Here is an 18,195-nt window from a genome sequence, read left to right as displayed (position 1 = left end):
ATCTAGGGCATATCAGCGCTAGTTGATCTCCGTGGGACACGATATGCCCTAGATCGGCGGCAGGGGGCGTCAGGCGGCAGGGGCGGCGGCGGCAGGGGGCGGCCGGCGGCCTGGGCGTCGGCGGCAGGGGGTGCCCGATGTGCGGCGTTTCGGGTTGATTGGGCCGAACGTGGGCATCTGGTGTCGGCGCCCGTCGGCCTGCGGGCCCCACCATGCCCGGGAGGCACCGTTGCCGTTCGACGCGAGCGAGTACGGCCGGCACATAGCGGCCAACGTCTACGACGATGCCTTCGCGCACCTGGATCCGACGTCGGCGGTCGAGCGGCTCGTGGAGCTCGCGGACGGCGGTCCGGTCTGCGAGTTCGGGGTGGGCACCGGCCGGCTGGCACTGCCCCTGCAGGAACGCGGGCTGACCGTCGCGGCTGTGGAAGGGTCCCCGGTGATGGCTGCTCGACTACGGGAGAAGCCGGGTGGGGAACGGATCGAGGTGGCCATCGGCGACTTTGCCGATACCCGGGTGCCGGGCGAATTCGCTCTGGTGCTGCTCGCGTTCAACACGATCTTCGCGCTGCCGGACCAGGCCGCGCAGGTCGCGTGCTTCCGCAACGCCGCCGCGCACCTGCGTCCCGGTGGTCGCTTCGTCGTCGAGGCATGGGTGCCGGACCTGGCCGCGTTCCGGGCCGGCGCGGCACTGCGGCCGGTCCGGGTCGCGCAGGACGCGGTCATGCTCGAGGCGGCCCTGCTGCACCCGGCAGAGCAGCGGATGACCACCACCAAGGTCCGGCTCACCGGGGCGGGGGTCGACCTGCTTCCCGCCAATCACCGCTACGCCTGGCCTGCCGAACTCGACCTGATGGCGCAGCTGGCGGGGATGGCCCGGGAACACCGGTGGGAGGACTGGACGGGCCGGCCCTTCACCGACGGCAGCCGTGACCACGTGTCGGTCTACCGGCGACCGGCATGAGCCGCCTTCCTGAACACCGGCGCTGGCAGCCGTCGACCCTGAACACTGGCGCTGGCAGCCGTCGACGTGTCTGAGGCAAATCAACGACGCGCCAGCCGGGCGGCCAGCGCGGCCCGCAGGTCGTTGATGCCGGCGCCGGTCACCGCCGAGACCGCCACCGCGTCCGGATGGACGCGCTGCAACGCCAGCACCGATTCCGGTGGCGCCACGTCGATCTTGTTGAGCACCAGCAGCTCGCGAACCGAACCCGCGCCGATCTCGTGCAGGACCCCGTGGACGGTGGTGATCTGGTCCAGGGCTCCGGGGCCGAGGTGTCGGCCACGTGCATCGAGCAACCACGATCCCGCCATCGTCCGCCTCGCCTCGTGCCGGTGCGCTCCGATCTACCCGCGGCGCTGTGAGGCATGCGGCCGGAGCCGGGACGCCAACCGGGCGGGTCGTCGGACCGTCATCGAGCGGTGCGATCCTGCGCAGTGGATGGTGTCCGGTTGGTGGTTGCCGGGAGCAGGGCGAGGCCGGTCTCCGGATCGACCTGCTTGGTGAGATTGGCGCCGACTTCGGTGATGATGACCTCGAGGGTCGGCCAGACCTCACCCCGCATGAGGTGCCCGCCGACTGTCGTCCCGTCCCGGCGGCCAAGGACCGTGTGCGCGTGCACGGCGACCTTGCCGCGGTCGTCGGCGATGTCGCCCAGCAGCGACAGGACCTCGACCTGCTCGTCCACGGGGATGCGGACGTAGTCACGCCTCTCGCGGTCGAAGTAGCCCACCTCTGCCGAGTGGAACCCGCCGACAGCGGTGAGACGCGCACCGCGGATGTCGCACTCGGCTGCCGCCTCGTGGATGGCCGCCACGGCGTCCTCACCCTTGTCCACGGCGACCACCACGACGCGTCGGCCACCGTCGGTCAGCTCGGTCTTCCTCATGGTCGTGCCTCCCTGCCGGATGACGGGCGGCACCGGTTCGACGCGTACGGCTCCGGACGGCCCGGCCGTGTGCCAGTGTCGCGCCACCTGCGATACCCGATGGCGGCGCGCGCATGGGCCGCGCCGGGCCCGCTGATGCCGGCCGGGGCCGGCATCGACGCGACGAATGAGCGACGACCCGTCGGGTACGCGAGCGGGGCCGTGGCGGAGCGACTGTGACGCACGAGGCCGTGAAGGGGCGAGTGTCGCATCTCGCGTGGATCGCCATGGGGGTGCCGGATCGCCGGTCGGAACCCGGATACGACGAGGAGAGGGTTACTGCGATGAAGGTCAGGAACTCACTGCGCGGGTTGAAGAACAAGATGAACTCGATCGTGGTACGCCGCCGGGGCCGGACATTCGTGATCAATAAGTCCGACCGGCGTCAGAAGGCCCGCCAGGGCTGAGAGCGGGTCCTGACGTGTCCTGGCTGGCCGGGATGCCTGACGCGCTCCAGCAGCGCCTGATCAATCCGATCGTCCGGCTCGCGTGGGCCTGGAAGCTCCCGATCCCCGGCGATGCCCTGTTGGAGACGACTGGATCGCGTACGGGACGGCGGCGGTACACACCGGTCTGTGACGGCCTGGACGGTGACGTCTTCTGGCTGGTCTCGCAGCGGGGGCGCCGTGCCGACTGGGTGCGGAACGTCGAGGCCGAGCCCCGCGTCCGGGTCAAGGTGGGCAGCGGGCCGCGGGCACGCTGGCGGGCCGGGACCGCGCGGCTAGTCGAGGACGATGACCCCCGCGAGCGCCAGCGGATCCTCGCGGGGAGCGATCTCATGCGCCGGCTCTGCCTGGGCACCTCGAAGGCGGTGAACGCGAGCCCGCTGACGGTACGCATCGATCTGGATCCACCCTGATTCTCGCCGGGCGTGGGCGCGGTCCCGTCCGTTCTCTTCGACCCTCATCTTCCCGGTCGGCCGGCGCGGACCGCGTCCGCCTGATCTGCTGGAGGCGTGCGGGCCGATCCCCTCAACGGCTCGACGTCGGGCGACGGCCGTCCGGTACGGCGCGGCCGACAACGAGGAACTCACGAGGGGTGATCATGGGAAGAACCACCATGGGTGTCCGGTCGGTGACCGACAGCCTGGGGATCGAGCGGGCCGGGCAGGACCGCGGATCGGAGGGGCTGGCCCGGTTCCTGGGCTGGCTCAGTCTCAGTCTGGGAGTGACCGTCCTCGCGCGCCGGGAGCAGGTGAGCCGGGTGACCGGGGTCGACGACTCGCCCACCGCGCGGCAGGTGTTGACGGCGGCGGGGGTCCGCGAGCTGGGCCATGCCGCCGCGCTGTTGATCCCCCGGCGTGCGGGGTGGGGGGCGTGGACCCGGGTCGCCGGTGACATGCTGGACCTCGCCGCCGCCGGGCAGGCGATGAAGGGTCGGTGTGGCGAACGGCGGATGCGCTTGACGTACACGACCTGGGCGTTGGCCGGAATCACCGCCGTGGATCTGTACACCGCGGTGCGGGCCACCCGTGGACGGCGGGGGCGGGACGCCAACCGGGTGTACGGGTCGGTGACCATCAACCGCAGCGCCGCGGACGCCTACCGGTTCTGGCACGACTTCGAGAACCTGCCGCGCTTCATGTCCCACCTCCAGTCGGTGCGGACCACGGGTGACCGGCGGTCGCGCTGGACGGCGAAGGCGCCGGCCGGCCGGAAGGTCACCTGGGACGCGGAGATCGTCGACGACCGCCCGGGCGAGCTGATCACGTGGCGCTCTGTCGACGGTGCGCGGGTGCCCAACTCCGGCTCGGTGCGCTTCGTCCCGGCGACCGGGGGGCGCGGCACCGAGGTACGGGTGGAGCTTGGCTACCGGGTGCCCGGGGGCATGTTCGGCGCGCGGATCGCCAAGGTGTTCGGCGAGAACCCGCAGCAGCAGGTCTGCGACGACCTGCGCAGGTTCAAGCAGGTGATCGAGACCGGCGAGATCACCCGCTCCGACGGCAGCCCGGACGGCAGCAACAGGCAGCAACAGCTGAAGCAGCGCCCGGCGCAGCCGCTGGCGACGCGCGGGTCCGGCAGGTAGGGGGAAGCGATGAGAGCGAACTGCTGGATCGCACCCAACAACGTGGCGGTCAAGAACGTCCCCGACCCGCAGATCCTCAACCCACGCGACGCCATCGTGCGCATCACCTCGTCGGCGATCTGCGGCTCGGACCTGCATCTTCTCCACGGGTACATCCCGGCCATGACGAAGGGGGACGTGCTCGGTCACGAATTCATGGGCGAGGTCGTGGAGCTGGGACCGGGCGTACGGGACGGTCTGAGCATCGGCGACCGGGTGGTGGTGGCCTTCCCGATCGCCTGCGGCAACTGCGCTTCCTGCGCGGACGGGCTCTATTCGATCTGCGAGAACTCCAACCCCAACGCGGCGATAGCGGAGAAGGTGATGGGCCACTCGCCCGCGGGCATCTTCGGCTACTCGCACCTGCTCGGCGGCTACGCGGGCGGCCAGGCTCAGTACGCCCGGGTGCCCTACGCCGACGTCGGGACCATCAAGATCGAGGACGACCTGGCGGACGAGCAGGTGCTGTTCCTGTCCGACGTGCTGCCCACCGGCTACATGGCCGCCGAGATGTGTGACATCAAGCGCGGCGACACCATCGCGATCTGGGGTGCCGGGCCGGTCGGCCAGTTCGCCGCCGCCAGCGCCCTGATGCTCGGCGCGGAACGGGTCATCGTCATCGACCGGTTCCCCTACCGGCTGCGAATCGCCCGGGAGAACACCGGCGTGGAGACGATCAACTACGAGCAGACCGACGTCCTGGACGCCCTACGGGAGATGACGGCCGGTCGTGGGCCGGACGCCTGCATCGACGCGGTCGGCATGGAGGGGCACCACGCGTCGCCCGCGTTGCACGCGTACGACAGGGCCAAGCAGGCGACGAAGACGGAGACCGACCGGCCGCACGCGCTGCGGGAGGCGGTTCTGAGCTGCCGCAACGGTGGCACGATCTCCGTGATCGGCGCCTATGGCGGTTTCATCGACAAGTTCCCGATGGGCTCGTTCATGAACCGGTCGCTGACCATGCGGTCCGGGCAGGCGCACGTGCAACGCTACATGCGGCCGCTGCTGGAACGGATCCGCAAGGGCGAGATCGACCCGAGCTTCATCATCACCCACACGATGCCGCTGGACGACGCCCCGCACGGGTTCGACATCTTCAAGAACAAGCAGGACGAGTGCCTGAAGGTGGTGCTCAAGCCGTAGCGCCGGGGACACCTGCGCCGGAACGAGGGAGGGCGCCGGGGCGGCGGCCCGAGCTGACGGGCCGCCGCCCCGGCGTTCCGTGCGACTGGCGGGGTCAGTGGCCGCGGTAGAGGGCGTCGACGTCGACGGCGAAGTGTGACTCGACCACCTCGCGCTTGATCTTGAGGGTGGGGGTGAGCTCACCGTCGGCCTCGGTGAGGTCCCGGGGCAGGATGCGGAAAATCTTGACCCTTTCGGCCCGGGACACCGTCTCGTTGACCTCATCGACGGCTCCCTGGATCTCCTTGCGCAGCTCGGGGCTCTCTCGTAGGTCCGCTATCGACCCGCGGGGATGGCCGTGGCTGGCCGTCCACCTCCCCCACTCCTGCGGGTCGATGGTGATCAGCGCGGTGACGTACGGCCGGTCGTCGCCGACCAGGACGCACTGGCTGACCAGGGGATGGGCGCGGATGCGTTCCTCGACCGGGGCGGGGGCGAGGTTCGTTCCCGCCGCCGTCACGATGATCTCTTTCGTACGGCCGGTGATGCGCAGGAAGCCGTCGTCGTCGAGGCTGCCCTGGTCCCCGGTGCGCAGCCACCCGTCCGCCGTGAACGTGGCCAGGGTGGCGTCGGGGTTGTTCCAGTAGCCGGCGAACACCATCTCGCCGCGAGCGATGACCTCCGCGTCGTCGGCGATGCGGATCTCCACGCCGGGTATCGGACGACCGACCGTGCCGATCCGCATCGCGGACGGCAGGTTCAGCGTCAACGCCGGTGACGTCTCGGTCAACCCGTACCCTTCGAGCGCGGTCAGGCCCGCGCCGCGGAAGAAATGACCGAGCCGCTCCCCGAGCGGGGCGCCACCGACGATCGCGGTGTGACAGCGTCCGCCCAGCGCGGCCCGCAGTTTCCGATAGACGATCACGTCGAACACCTTGCGCGCCAGCCGCAGCAGTCCTCCTGGGCCCTGTGGCGTGTCCATGGCGTGGCTGTAGCGGACCGCGACGGAGTCCGCGATGCTGAACAGCCACCCCTGATGTGCGTCAGCGGCTTTCTGCCGTGTCTGGGTGTGCATCTTCTCGAACACCCTCGGCACGGCGAGGATGAAGGTGGGGCGGTGCTGCTGTAGTTGCTTCAGTACGCCGGACATGTCGGAGCTGTGCACCAGGGTGGCGCGGGTCAGCACCATGCCGACCTGGATCAGGCGGGCGAACGCGTGCGCCAACGGCAGGAACAGCACCGTCGACGCTCCCGAGTGCAACAGCTCCGGCAGTACCGCCGTGGCGTTGGTGATGTCGCAGTAGATGTTGCGGTGCGTCAGCACGCAGCCCTTCGGTCGGCCGGTCGTGCCGCTGGTGTAGACGATCGTCGCCATGTCGCTGCCGGTGACCGCCGTGCGGCGCACGTCCACCTGGGCGTCGTCGACGGCCCGACCCTGACCGGCCAGCGCGATCAGGTCCCCGGCGTCGATCCGCCACACCTGACGCACCGCGGGCAGGCCATCGCGCACGTCGGCGAGCATCGCGGCGTGCTTGTCGGCCTCGATCACACACCCCACCGCGCCGGAGTCCGCGAGAATCCATTCCAACTGCTCCGGGCTGGACGTGTCGTAGATCGGTACGGTGACGGCCCCGATCGACCACAGCGCATAGTCGACGAGCGTCCACTCGTAGCGGGTGCGGCTCATCAACCCCACCCGGTCCCCGTGCCCGATCCCGGCGTCGATGAAGCCGCGGGCGAGAGCAAGCACGTCACCGCGGAACTGCGCGCACGTCACGGGTACGGCCCCGCGTGCCGATGGTCCCGCCGGCCAGGCCGGGGAGACCGGGACCGGACGCAGGAACTGCACCCCGTCCGGATCCTGACGCGCGTTGTCCCACACCATGTCCGCCAGGCCCGGCGAGGCGGCCCCCGTGACCACCGGCGCCACCGACATCTCCCGCACGTTCGCCGCACCCCCTCCACCACCGACGCCCGCCTGGCAACCGAAGCGGCTACGCGGTCATGATGACGGCACCGGCGGTCACCATGACGGTGAACGGGGAAACAGTCCCGCCTGTGAGGTGCCGACGCCCCGGCCGGGCCTGCCGCCCGGCCTGGTCGACAGCTCAGGCTGACGAACCGCTATTTGACCTTGCGAGTTGATCGGGCCACGATGTCCTCGTACTGGGGGTGCTTGACCAGCCATTCGCTGAGGAACGGGCAGAGCGGAACGACGGTCCGGCCTCTGGCCCGCGCGTCGTCCATCACCGCACGAGCCAGGGTCGACCCGACGCCCTTGCCCTCGAACTCCGGATCGACCTCGGTGTGGGTGTAGACGATGATGCTGCCGGTCAGCTGGTAGGTGACCACTCCGGCGACCACGCCCGCCTCGTCGCGCGCCTCGAATCGCTCCCGCGTCGGCGCGTCTGTCACGGTGAACTGCACCGGCCCATCCAACCACGCTGGTCAGCTGGGCTGCCCCCGCCGTCCGACGTCGTGAGCGGTCAGCTGGCGCGGGACTCAGCGAGGGCGAGCAGTTGCAGGGTGGCGCGGATGTGCTGCTTGTCGACGGCAGAGGTGCGAGGGTCGGCGAGTCGATCACGGATGGCCGCGATGTGCGCCTCCACACCCGGATCCGTCAGGGGCGGCGAGGGCTGCGGTATGTCCACTGGCGGCGGGGTGAGGGCGCGCAGCGCCACGCCGAGAGGTACGGCCAGGACCGCGCAGAAGGCGCGCACCTTGGGGAGCTCCGGGTGGTGCTGCCAGTCACCCGACAGCCACCGAAAGACGGTGGAGCGGCTGACGCCACTGCGAGCCGCCACTTCTGCGACCGACCAACCGCGCTCGTCGCGGGCGGCCTCGACCGCCTCGCGGACGAACCGCGCGAACGCTGCCTGCGCGGTTGCCGGCGTCTCACCCATGTCCTGGCCGTCGCTTCCCCCGTGGTCGACGCTCAGGCTAACCTCGATCGCCGACCGCCGCTGTCCGGCGCTGCGGCTCGGCATCGCACGATCACCCACGGTCACAGCAACTGTCGGCGCTGGGGGCGTTGAGCACCGGATTGACCCGTCGCGTTCGGCGACTCGGCCCGGTATCGCTGGATCCACTCGCGGTTGACGTCGTCGGCCTGCCGCTGGTGTCGGGGCACGACAGCGCGAACGTCCGGCATGTCCAGGCCGAGGAAATCCAGGATCCCACGCGTGGCGGCAACCATGTCCTCATCGAGATCCTCGTAGCGGACGACGTGGGGGCGCACACCGGCCGCGGAGAACCACGCCTGCCATCCGGCGTTGTGCTCTTCGATCGTCTGAATGAGGCCGTCGATCCCGTCCGTGTCGAAGTCCGGCTCCTGCCCGTTGCGGCCGCCGCTGATCTCGCCGTTACCACCGACGTACCAGACCTGGGTCTGCTCGGCCCGCAGCCAGGACACCGCCTGTGCCAGCACGTCGTCACGCCGCAGATACACGAACCGGGTATGACCGAATGCCCGCTCCAGCAACGCGACATCCTGGCCGGCGAGGTCGGGGTGGACCCCGCCGAGCTTGTCGACCAGCTCGTCGAGCGTGCCCCACATCAGCTTCGCCCCGAACACGCCGTTGGCGGTGCGGCCGGCGTCACGTGCCGCACGTACGTAGGCCGCGTGGTCGAACCCACCGTCAGCGGTGCGGGGAAGCAGCCATCGCTCAGCCCACAACGGCTCGTCCGGAGCGCGGAAGTACGCCTGCGGGTGGCCGGCGACGCCCGTGGACTCCAGTAACCCCAGTAGCAGCGAACTGCCGGTGCGCGGGGTAGCGCAGATGAAATAGGAGTCCACTCGATCTCCGACGGTCATCGGCACAGCATGACGTAACCGCTGTTGTCCTGACCAGGATGCTGGAGCGGTGGGAAGCGACATGGCCTCCGCCCGCGGGGTCTTCGGCCGTGGGCTGCACCGTCCGGGTTCCTTCGCCCGCCTCGTCCCGGTCCCGCTCCGGCGCGATCTGCCCAATCCCGTCCGACCGGCAGGCTGGTCAGGTGAAACTGGCAGTAGGAAGCCAGTCGGCGGGGGCCGGCCAGAGGGGAGTGCGCCGTGACGTCGGGGTCGATGAGCCAACGGATCAAGGGCCTGCTGAACAGCCCACGGGGGCGTGACCTGATGCAGCGGGGTCGCCGCCAAGCGGCCAAGCCCAGCACGCAACAGAAGCTTCAACAGCTCATGGCCCGCCTGACCGGCCGATCGAGCCGACGCCGCTGAGACATCCGGCGGACAGGGGCCAGTGGGAGCCGTCATCGTGAGCGACATCAGTTTCGGCGTTGACCGCCAGCGGGGCAGTGACTACGCCGACCTGTCCCGGCAGGTCCGCGAAGCGGGTCTGCTCGAGCGGCGGCGCGGCTACTACACCGTACGCATCAGTCTCGTCGTCGGTTCTTTCGCGGGGCTGTGGGCGCTGTTCGGGCGACTCGGTGAGTCCTGGTGGCAGCTCGGCGTGGCGGTGGCCCTCGCGGTGGTGATCGCGCAGGCCGGGTTCATCGGTCACGATGCCGGGCACCGGCAGATCGGTCGCTCGCGCCGGGCGAACGACCTGATCGGCATCGTGCACGGCAACCTCCTGACCGGGATCAGTTACGGCTGGTGGGTGGACAAACACAACCGGCACCACGCCCACCCGAACACCGAAGGCAAGGATCCCGATATCACCGTGGCGCCCCTGTCATTCACCGCCGACCAGGTCCGGCGGCGGCGCGGCCTCGGCGCACTGTTCGTCCGTCACCAGGCGTACCTCTTCTTTCCACTACTTCTGCTGGAGGGCCTGCACCTGCACGCCATCAGCCTGCGGGCTGTCCTCGGCCCGCGCCGCCTGGCGCGTCGGCCCGCCGAGGCGGGGCTGCTGGCCCTGCATCTGGGCGGCTACCTCGCCGCGGTGTTCCTGGTCCTGAGTCCCGCGCAGGCGGTCGTGTTCATCCTCGTCAACCAGGGCGTGCTGGGCCTCTACCTCGGCTGTTCCTTCGCCCCCAACCACAAGGGCATGCCGATCCTTGGCGCCGAGGACAACCTCGACTACCTGCGGCGGCAGGTCGTCACCTCCCGCAACGTCCGGGGCGGGAGGTTCCTCGACACCGTGTTCGGCGGTTTGAACTACCAGATCGAACATCACCTGTTCCCGAACATGCCGTGCCCCAATCTGCGTCGCGCCCGGCCACTGATCCAGCGGTTCTGCGCCAAGCACGACGTCGACTACCACGAAACCAGTCTGGGCCGCTCCTGGGCGGAAGGGCTGCGCCACCTGCGGGAGGTGGGAAGCCCCGATCCTCGAACCGACGCCGCGGTGCGCTAAGGCGCCATTGCGCCATCTCGGAGGTCGGCTGTCCTCGCGGCGCCGAGGGTGGTCATCGGTACGTCCGCGCCCGTGATTCACCCGCCCAAGCTATACAAAAGGGCCGATTCGACGGGCCGATTCGACGGCGCAGTCGGACAATAAGTATTAATCAGGCAGGATGATTTCCGGGAGTAGTTATGGCAAGCAGGAGACCCTCGACCAGGCGATCGGCCCTGATGCTCGCTTTCGCCGCAGGGGCGTTGACCGGGGCGGCCGGCATGCTGACGTTGCGGCGCCGCTGGCAGGAGGCCGACACCCCGACCGACGAGGCCGGTGCCCAACTGGGCCAGTCGGCCCCGCCACTGGGCGGACGATACGACAGCCCCTCGCAGAAATCCGTGAGCACGCCAGCGGCCCAGCAGGGCTGAACCGACAACCCACTGCTCTAGGCGGACGTGGCCACCCAGGTCCTCGTCGGGGCATCTGGCCGTTCGGCGCGGCATAAGAGAAAGAGGCCACTCATGGCGGAGCGTTCCAGCGGCAGCCCTGGCGGCGCATCTGCCGACACGCCAGTCGCTGAGCTCGTGCAGCGCGCCACGGAACAGATCACCCGGCTGGTCCGCGACGAGTTGACGATGGCGCGGGCGGAGATGACCGCGAAGGGCAAACGAGCCGGCTCTGGCGCCGGGATGCTCGGCGGCGGCGCGATGCTCGGTTTCTACGCCGGCGGCATGCTCGTCGCCACCGTCGTGCTGACACTGGCCGCGATCATTCCGGATGCACTGGCCGCCTTGATCGTCACCGTCATCCTCGCCGTGGCCGCCGCAATCGTGGCGAAACGCGGCAAGCAGCAGGTAACCCAGGCCATGCCCGCCACGCCAACGGCGACTCGGGACAGCGTACGCGCGGACGCCGAGACGATACGAAACGCGGCCAGTCGGAGGCAGCCATGAGCACGCCAGCGGGAAGCGACTCGGAACAGACCCGACGCGAAATCCAGCAGACGCGCGCGCAACTCGGCGAGACCGTTGCCGCCCTGGCCGCCAAGACCGACGTCAAGACCCGCTTTCGCACCAAGGCCACGACCGCTGCGGATGAACTCCGACAGCGCGTCACCCAGGTCAGTCGGTCCGCGAAGACCACGGCGACCCAGATGACGCGCACGATGAGCCAGAAGACCTCCCAGCGCGCCAAGTCGGTCACGCGGAGAGCCCAGCAGACCACCACCGCGGTACGAGGATCGGCGACAGCAGGCACCCAGACCACCGGTAAGGCCGGCTCGGCCCTTGTCACCTCCGCCCGCGCCGCGTCAACCAGGATCGGCGGCTCGATACGCGCGAAACCCGCGCCGGTCCTGGTCGCCACCGGCGCCGCGGCCAGCCTCGCGGTCATGGCCTATCGACGTCGCCGCCTGAGGTGACGGAGAGTGCAACGGGTGGACTGCGACGACTGAAACGCTCGCGCCTCCGCCACTCTCATGCGCCGATGCCGGCGCGTGGTTTCATGGCGAATGGCAATGCCGCATCATCCGTTCGGCTAGGTTTCAGCTGACCTTTGGTCTAGTCTCTGCTCATACGGTTGGCGCCGGACAGGCGGAGCGCGGCCGGTGCGATGCGGAGGAACCAGCATGATCACCACCACCGACCGGCCCGCGACAACGACCACTCCCGTTGACCACGACGCCTCGACCGACTCACCCGCCACCAAGCTGCTTCTCGCGATGGCGGCGCTGCCGGCGGACCACCCGTCGCGCGCCGCGCTGCGGGACCGGGCGATCGAGGCATGGCTTCCGCTGGCCAATCATCTCGCCCGGCGCTACAGCGGGCGCGGCGAGCCGACCGGAGATCTGATGCAGACCGCGGCACTGGGACTGATCAAGGCGGTCGACAAGTTCGACCCCTCCCGGGGTGTCGACTTCGCCGGTTACGCGATCCCCACGATCGTCGGGGAACTGAAGCGCCACTTCCGGGACCGCACGTGGGACATCCGGGTGCCCCGCCGGCTCCAGGAGATGCGGCTGGCGATCTCGGATGCCAACAGCACCCTGCTGCAGACGTTGGGTCGTTCGCCGACCGTCGCCGACATCGCCGCTCACCTCGGGCTCACCGAGGAACAGGTGCTGGAAGGGCTGGAGGGTGCGCGGGCGTACAACGCGGTGTCGCTGTCCACCCCGGTCGGTGACGGTGAGCGCGGCACCGAGCTGGGCGAGATGCTGGGCGACGAGGACGCCGAGTTCGCCCTGGCCGAGCTGCGAGTGGCTCTCGGGCCGGCGCTCGCCACGCTCGACGAGCGGGAGCAGAAGATCCTCACCCTGCGCTTCTACGGCAACCAGACGCAGAGCGAGATCGCCGACCAGGTTGGCGTCTCGCAGATGCACGTGTCCCGCCTGCTGGCCCGCGCGCTCGCCAAGCTGCGTACGCAGCTGGTCGACACCTTCTGAGCCGCTGCCCGCAGCATCCGTGACGCGCGCGTCCGCGGCCGGGGCCACCTCGCCCCTGTGGTAGACAGTCGGACGTGGTGGAGGCGAGCCAGTCCGAGCGCAGCGTCGACGACACGGTTCTCGACGCGGCCCGTGACTGCGTGTTGGCGTACGGCGTGCGTCGCACGACGATGACGGATGTGGCGCGACGCGCCAGCGTCTCGCGGATGACCGTCTACCGGCGCTGGCCGGACGTGCAGTCCCTGATCGGGGACCTGATGAGCCGGGAGTGGCATCAGGTGCTGATGGCCGCGGCGGACGCCGAGACCGGCGGCTCGGCCCGGTCACGTCTGGTGTCGCGGGTGGTCGCCGTGGCGGGGCAGCTACGGGATCACCCGCTGCTGTGCAAGATCCGTGACGTCGATCCGGAGGTGCTGCTCCCGTACCTGCTCGACCGGCGGGGCAACGGGCAGGACGAGATGCTCCGGTTCCTCGCGGCGGCGCTGGTCGATGGTCACGAGGACCGCTCGATCCGGCCCGGCAAGCCCGACGTCATGGCCCGCGCGGTCTTTCTGACCACGCAGTCCTTCGTGCTGTCCGTCCGCACGGTCGCCGACGACGTGCCGCTCGCCGAGTTCGACCGGGAGCTGGCGCTGCTCGTCGACGGCTACCTGCGATCGGCCTAGGCTCCGTCCCGCGAATCCTGAGTGCCGTTCGCTGAACTGGTGTGACTCGCCAGCATGAGCAGGACGTGCTCGTTTTCTCCGTGGCGCACGGTGTCGATCTGTTGGAAGCCGAGCTTCTCCAGCAGCCGGACGGAGCCGGTGTTCGTGCCGACCGGGTCCGCGTAGAGCGGCCGGGTCTTTTCCCGGCCCAGGAACAGCCGCAACGCCTCGGTCCCCACACCCCGACCCCAGTACCGCCGGTCCAGCCAGTAGCCGATGAACCGTTGGTCCTGGATCCACCAGGCCACGATGCTGCCGGCCGTGGCACCGTCGATGGTCACCGTCTGGACGAAGACACCGGGATCGCCGAGAACCTTCGTCGTCCAGTGCTTCATAAAGGTCTCCCGGTCACGCGGAGTGAACTTCGACCGGCGGACCGACTCGGGATCGTTCTCCTGTTGGTGGAACACCTCCAGATCGGCTTCCTCGACATCCCTCAACTGCACCTGGGCACTCATGCCACCGATTCTGGCGGCCACCACCGACACGATCCCGATGTCGAAGCCCGGAACTGGTTCGAGTTGGCTCTGGAACACCTAGCCGGTGATGACGCGCAGGGCCCGCGGGCAAACCTCGACGTGCAGCTGGTCGGTCCGGCCGACGGGATCACCGTCGCCGTACACGGTCATCGGACGGTCGGCGCACACGGTGACCGACGTGCCGCGGTAGGAGAAGACGTGTCGGCGCTCCACGTGCCGGCCGGTGCGCATCTGTCGCAGCGCGATCGGGAACAGCAGCTTCGGCGCGTGTCCGATCACCACGACGTCCATCGTCCCGTCGTCGGGCTGCGCCGCCGGGGCGACGTGCAGGCCACCGCCGTAGTACCCGCAGTTGGCGACCACCACCGTGTAGGCGTACGTCTGCTCCGTCCGGCCGTCCACCGTGATCGTGTACCGGGTGCGCGGCCAGCGCAGCAGCGCCCGCAGGCCGGCGGTGGGATACACCAGCGGTGCGGGCAGGCGCGACCGGTTCGCCAGCTCGTTGGCCGCCGCGTCGACGCCGACGTAGACGCTGCCGACGATGGTCCGACCCGCGACGCGGAGGACGTCGAGGTGCCGCGGCCTTCCGTGCAGCAGCAGGTCCGCGACCGCGTCCGGGGAGTGCGGCAACCCGAGCTGGCGGGCGAAGTCGTTGCCGCGTCCGGCGGGGACGACGCCGAGCAGTCCGTCGGTGTCGGCGACGACGCCGGCGAGCAGCCGGATGGTGCCGTCGCCCCCGGCGGCGACGACCACCTCACCGGTGTGCATCGCCGCCGTGGCGCACTGGCGGGCCTGCTCGACCGTCTGGGTGTATTCGACCCGGATCCGGGCGCCGGCGGCGCGGAGCAGATGGGCCACCGGCATCAGGCGGGACAACCCTCGGCGCGCGGTGGGCCCGAGGATCACTGCGAAGGACCGCACCTACGGCACCAGGATGCCGGGATTGAGGATGCCGGCCGGGTCCAGCTGCTGTTTGACCGCCCGCAGCAGGTCCACGGCGACGTCGCCGATCTCGGCGGCGTACCAGGCCCGATGATCCGCGCCCACACCGTGGTGGTGGCTGATGGTGGCGCCCGCGGCGGCGATCGCGTCGCTGGCCGCCGCTTTCGCCTTCCGCCAGCGCTCGACCGGATTCGAACCGGGAGAGCAGATCACCGTGAAGTACAGCGACGCGCCGGTCTCGTAGACATGGGACACGTGCGCCAACACCAGCGCCCCGTCCGGCAACGCGTCGAGGATCGCCTGCCGGACCCGGTCGTGCACCGCCGGCAGCGCCGACCAGTACGCCGCGGTTTCCAGGGTCTCCGCGAACGCCCCGGCGTCGAGCAGCGCGTCCCGCAGATACGGGGCGTCGAAGCGGTGCCGTGCCCACTGCTGACCCGGCTCTTCGCCCAGTGGCACCCCGCCGTGCGCCGCCAGGACATCAGCGGCCGCTTCGACGGTGGGATGGACGTCCGTTCCTTCGTATCCGGCGATGAGCTGGCAGCCGCCGTCGGCGCGCCCGGATCCCGTCGCCCCGATCATGGTCTCGACCTCGTCGGACAGGCGGAGCACCGTGGGCCGCGGTCCGTCCTGCGCCAGCCGCCGCACGGCGTGCAGGCCGTCGGCGAACGACTTGAACCGCCAGCCCTCGTAGTGTGACCGCGCCGGTAGAGGCCGGATCCGAACGGTCACGTCGGTGATGACGCCGAGTGTCCCCTCGCTGCCGAGGAAGAGGTGTCGCAGGTCGGGGCCGGCGGCCGAGGCGGGGGCGCGGCCCGCCCGGACGGTGCCCCGCGGTGTGGCGACCGTCAACGCCACGACCATGTCGTCGAAGCGGCCGTAGCCGGCGGACGCCTGACCGGATGACCGGGTGGCGGCGAATCCACCAATGGTGGCGTACTCGTAGGACTGTGGGACGTGGCCGAGGGTGAACCCGTGCTCGGCGAGCAGCTCCGCGGCCCGTGGGGCGCGTAGTCCGGCCTGGAGCGTGGCGGTCCGCGACAACGGGTCGATGGCGACGACGCTGCTCAGCCGGCTCAGGTCGACGGCGAAGTGCTGCTTCGCGGACGGCGTGAGCCCGCCCACGACCGAGGTGCCGCCGCCGAACGGGACCACGGCCACCCGGTACCGGGAGCAGATGTCGAGGATGGACACGACCTCGGCGTGGTCGGCCGGGCGGAGCACGGCCTGCGGGGCTACCCGCACCTTGCCGTGCCGGTGGCGCAGCAGGTCGGGCGTCGACATGCCCGACGAGTGCCGTGCCCGGGGGTCGTGGGCGGTGACCACCCGCTCGGTGCCCAGGGTCTGTCGCAGCGCGTTGAGGACCGCGTCGTCCAGCTCGCAGTCGGGCACCGTCACCTCGGCCAGCGGTACGGCCGGCGGCGGGGGTGTCAGGTCGAGCACCTGCGCCAGCAGCGTCGAAGCGGCGTCCGGTAGCGCCTTCGCGTTCTTGGTGGTGCCCCAGCGGGCCCACCCGACGGTCGACGCTTCCCCTTCCATATTCATGTGTGACAGAGTGACACCGAACGTCACTGCATCGCAAGGAGGCGTGTGAAAACCTCGCTGACCGTCTCCCGCCGGGAACGTGACCTCACCGAGCTCGCCGCCGGGGCGCCCGTCGACGTCCTGGTCGTCGGGCTGGGTGTCACCGGCGCCGGAGTGGCGCTCGACGCCGCCAGCCGCGGACTGTCCGTGGTCGCCGTCGACGCCGACGATCTCGCCCATGGCACCTCCCGCTGGAGCTCCAAACTGATCCACGGCGGCCTGCGATATCTCGCACACGGCCAGGTCGGCATCGCCTACGAGAGCGCCGCCGAGCGCCACCTGCTGCTGACTCGCACCGCGCCGCACCTGACGCGCCCGTTGCCGATGTTGCTGCCGGCGACCGCGTACACCAGCCGTTGGCAGGCGGGCGCCGCGGCGGCCGGCCTGCACGCCGGAGACCTCCTGCGTGCCTGCGCCGGAACCTCCCGACGGACCCTGCCCGGAACGCGCAGGCTCGGCTCGGCCGAAGCGGGCGCGATGGCACCCGCCCTGCGGCCGGCCGGCCTCCGCGGAGCACACCTGTCCTGGGACGGCCAGCTCTGCGACGACGCTCGCCTCGTCGTCGGCCTCGCGCGCGCCGCCACGGCGCACTCCGCCCGCGTCCTGACCCGCTGCCGGGCGATCAGCCTGCACCGGGAGGGCGCCACCATCGAGGACACCCGTACGGGGGCACGCATGCACGTCGCCGCCCGCGCCGTCATCAACGCCACGGGCGTGTGGGCCAGCGACCTGACCCCGCACGTCCGCCTACGCCCGTCCCGGGGAACCCACATCGTCCTGTCCGCCGCCCGTCTGGGCGGACTCTGGGCCGGCCTCACCATCCCGGTCCCCGGCGAGTTCACCCGCTACGTCTTCGCCCTGCCCCAGACCGACGGCCTGGTGTACGCCGGGCTGACCGACGAGCCGGTGAGCGGACCGGTCCCCGATGTACCGCAACCCACCGACGCCGACATCGCGTTCCTGCTCGACGTCCTCAACAGCGTCCTCGATCAGCCGCTGCAACCCACCGACGTCCTCGGTGCCTACGCCGGGCTACGGCCGCTGCTCGCCGACGCCGACACCCGAACCGCCGACCTCTCCCGCCGACACGCCGTCATCGACGACCCCGACGGGATCATCAGCGTGATCGGCGGCAAGCTCACCACCTACCGCCGGATGGCCCAGGACGCCGTCGACACCGCCGTCCGTCAGCGCCGCCTCGCTGCCGGCCCCTGCCGCACCCGTCGCCTCCCGCTGCCCGGAGCGGCGAGCAGAACACAGCTGGCCCGGGTCCCCGCGCCACGCCGGCTCATCAACCGGTACGGCACCGAGGCAGTCGACGTCCTGGCCGACGCGCCCACCGAACTCCGGCGGCCGATCGGCCCCGACATCCCGGTCACCGGCGCGGAACTTCTCTGGGCCGCCCGGCACGAACTCGCGCTCACCGTCGACGACCTGCTCGACCGACGCACCCGCATCGGACTCGTCCCGGCGCACCGCGAGGCGGCACTGCCGACGGCGCGAGACGTCCTCGCGCTGGCCGCCGAGGCGTGACTGGATATTCCGCCTGAAGTCCGACCATTTCCTCTTCCCCTGCTAGCGTCGTACCTGTCCCAGGAGAGCTGGGCGGAGCCGGTCCCACGGCGGTCCACGCCGCCCGTCACGGGTGCT

Annotated in this window: 21 protein-coding genes; 12 read left to right on the top strand and 9 right to left on the bottom strand. The window is 70.4% G+C overall.

Features of this window, described 5'->3' with window-relative positions:
• Positions 1–229: 229 nt before the first annotated feature.
• Positions 230–964 (top strand): bifunctional 2-polyprenyl-6-hydroxyphenol methylase/3-demethylubiquinol 3-O-methyltransferase UbiG, encoded by a 735-nt coding sequence (locus KBX63_RS32055; protein ID WP_247663761.1) that lies wholly within the window; start codon positions 230–232, stop codon positions 962–964.
• Between the two features lie 80 nt (positions 965–1,044).
• Here KBX63_RS32055 and KBX63_RS32050 read toward each other — a convergent pair whose 3' ends face one another.
• Both KBX63_RS32050 and KBX63_RS32045 read right to left on the bottom strand, forming a co-directional pair.
• The gene (locus tag KBX63_RS32050; protein WP_210917796.1) at positions 1,045–1,299 is read right to left on the bottom strand and encodes a hypothetical protein; all 255 of its coding nucleotides are present in this window, start codon (positions 1,297–1,299) and stop codon (positions 1,045–1,047) included.
• Between the two features lie 113 nt (positions 1,300–1,412).
• A complete protein-coding gene (locus KBX63_RS32045) occupies positions 1,413–1,889 on the bottom strand; it encodes a PPC domain-containing DNA-binding protein (RefSeq protein ID WP_210917794.1) in 477 nt (158 codons plus the stop codon).
• Positions 1,890–2,212: 323 nt separating this feature from the next.
• Between KBX63_RS32045 and KBX63_RS32040 the strand changes: the two genes are divergently transcribed.
• From KBX63_RS32040 to KBX63_RS32025, 4 genes are all read left to right on the top strand, one after another.
• Positions 2,213–2,335: a ribosomal protein bL36 gene (locus KBX63_RS32040; RefSeq protein ID WP_074311439.1), complete on the top strand. Its 123-nt coding sequence runs from the start codon at positions 2,213–2,215 to the stop codon at positions 2,333–2,335.
• A gap of 32 nt (positions 2,336–2,367) precedes the next feature.
• Positions 2,368–2,787 carry a nitroreductase/quinone reductase family protein gene (locus KBX63_RS32035; RefSeq protein WP_210917791.1) on the top strand — a complete coding sequence of 140 codons (420 nt, stop codon included), beginning with the start codon at positions 2,368–2,370 and terminating at the stop codon, positions 2,785–2,787.
• Positions 2,788–2,972: 185 nt separating this feature from the next.
• Complete coding sequence (locus tag KBX63_RS32030) at positions 2,973–3,953, top strand: SRPBCC family protein (RefSeq protein ID WP_247663760.1); 981 nt, start codon at positions 2,973–2,975, stop codon at positions 3,951–3,953.
• Positions 3,954–3,962: 9 nt separating this feature from the next.
• Positions 3,963–5,138 (top strand): zinc-dependent alcohol dehydrogenase, encoded by a 1,176-nt coding sequence (locus tag KBX63_RS32025; protein WP_210917790.1) that lies wholly within the window; start codon positions 3,963–3,965, stop codon positions 5,136–5,138.
• A 94-nt stretch (positions 5,139–5,232) separates the two neighbouring features.
• On the opposite strand, the gene KBX63_RS32020 is transcribed toward KBX63_RS32025, so the two are convergent.
• From KBX63_RS32020 to KBX63_RS32005, 4 genes are all read right to left on the bottom strand, one after another.
• Positions 5,233–7,053 (bottom strand): long-chain fatty acid--CoA ligase, encoded by a 1,821-nt coding sequence (locus KBX63_RS32020; RefSeq protein WP_247663759.1) that lies wholly within the window; start codon positions 7,051–7,053, stop codon positions 5,233–5,235.
• 188 nt (positions 7,054–7,241) lie between these two features.
• Positions 7,242–7,544 (bottom strand): GNAT family N-acetyltransferase, encoded by a 303-nt coding sequence (locus tag KBX63_RS32015; protein ID WP_210917786.1) that lies wholly within the window; start codon positions 7,542–7,544, stop codon positions 7,242–7,244.
• Between the two features lie 59 nt (positions 7,545–7,603).
• Entirely contained in the window at positions 7,604–8,020 is a 417-nt protein-coding gene (locus KBX63_RS32010; RefSeq protein WP_210917799.1) for a helix-turn-helix transcriptional regulator, read from the bottom strand.
• A 101-nt stretch (positions 8,021–8,121) separates the two neighbouring features.
• Complete coding sequence (locus KBX63_RS32005) at positions 8,122–8,931, bottom strand: Stf0 family sulfotransferase (protein ID WP_210917783.1); 810 nt, start codon at positions 8,929–8,931, stop codon at positions 8,122–8,124.
• Positions 8,932–9,370: 439 nt separating this feature from the next.
• Here KBX63_RS32005 and KBX63_RS32000 point away from each other — a divergent pair, with 439 nt between their 5' ends.
• From KBX63_RS32000 to KBX63_RS31975, 6 genes are all read left to right on the top strand, one after another.
• The gene (locus tag KBX63_RS32000; protein ID WP_210917780.1) at positions 9,371–10,414 is read left to right on the top strand and encodes an acyl-CoA desaturase; all 1,044 of its coding nucleotides are present in this window, start codon (positions 9,371–9,373) and stop codon (positions 10,412–10,414) included.
• Positions 10,415–10,632: 218 nt separating this feature from the next.
• A complete protein-coding gene (locus tag KBX63_RS31995) occupies positions 10,633–10,824 on the top strand; it encodes a hypothetical protein (protein WP_210917778.1) in 192 nt (63 codons plus the stop codon).
• Positions 10,825–10,917: 93 nt separating this feature from the next.
• A complete protein-coding gene (locus KBX63_RS31990; RefSeq protein WP_210917777.1) occupies positions 10,918–11,349 on the top strand; it encodes a phage holin family protein in 432 nt (143 codons plus the stop codon).
• Positions 11,346–11,816, top strand: coding sequence for a DUF3618 domain-containing protein (locus KBX63_RS31985; RefSeq protein ID WP_210917776.1), 471 nt, complete (start codon positions 11,346–11,348; stop codon positions 11,814–11,816). Before KBX63_RS31990 ends, KBX63_RS31985 begins: the two co-directional genes overlap by 4 nt.
• Positions 11,817–12,023: 207 nt before the next feature.
• On the top strand, positions 12,024–12,836 hold the full coding sequence (locus KBX63_RS31980) for an RNA polymerase sigma factor SigF (RefSeq protein WP_210917774.1): 813 nt from the start codon (positions 12,024–12,026) through the stop codon (positions 12,834–12,836).
• A gap of 74 nt (positions 12,837–12,910) precedes the next feature.
• The gene (locus KBX63_RS31975) at positions 12,911–13,501 is read left to right on the top strand and encodes a TetR/AcrR family transcriptional regulator (RefSeq protein ID WP_210917773.1); all 591 of its coding nucleotides are present in this window, start codon (positions 12,911–12,913) and stop codon (positions 13,499–13,501) included.
• Here KBX63_RS31975 and KBX63_RS31970 read toward each other — a convergent pair.
• The 3 genes from KBX63_RS31970 to KBX63_RS31960 all read right to left on the bottom strand — a co-directional run bounded on the left by KBX63_RS31970 (position 13,498) and on the right by KBX63_RS31960 (position 16,506).
• The gene (locus KBX63_RS31970) at positions 13,498–13,998 is read right to left on the bottom strand and encodes a GNAT family N-acetyltransferase (protein ID WP_210917772.1); all 501 of its coding nucleotides are present in this window, start codon (positions 13,996–13,998) and stop codon (positions 13,498–13,500) included. The two genes, KBX63_RS31975 and KBX63_RS31970, sit on opposite strands and share 4 nt — an antisense overlap.
• Before the next feature lie 78 nt (positions 13,999–14,076).
• Positions 14,077–14,940, bottom strand: a complete 864-nt coding sequence (locus tag KBX63_RS31965; RefSeq protein ID WP_210917771.1) for a diacylglycerol kinase family protein — start codon at positions 14,938–14,940, stop codon at positions 14,077–14,079.
• Positions 14,941–16,506: an FAD-binding oxidoreductase gene (locus tag KBX63_RS31960; protein WP_210917770.1), complete on the bottom strand. Its 1,566-nt coding sequence runs from the start codon at positions 16,504–16,506 to the stop codon at positions 14,941–14,943.
• 45 nt (positions 16,507–16,551) lie between these two features.
• On the opposite strand from KBX63_RS31960, the gene KBX63_RS31955 reads away from it, so the two are divergent.
• Positions 16,552–18,078: a glycerol-3-phosphate dehydrogenase/oxidase gene (locus KBX63_RS31955; RefSeq protein ID WP_210917769.1), complete on the top strand. Its 1,527-nt coding sequence runs from the start codon at positions 16,552–16,554 to the stop codon at positions 18,076–18,078.
• Positions 18,079–18,195: the final 117 nt, after the last annotated feature.

The sequence above is a fragment of the Micromonospora sp. U21 genome (genome assembly GCF_018070045.1).
Classification (GTDB): Bacteria; Actinomycetota; Actinomycetes; order Mycobacteriales; family Micromonosporaceae; genus Micromonospora.
Note: the sequence above shows the minus strand (reverse complement) of the source record. Positions and strands in the feature narration are given on the sequence as shown.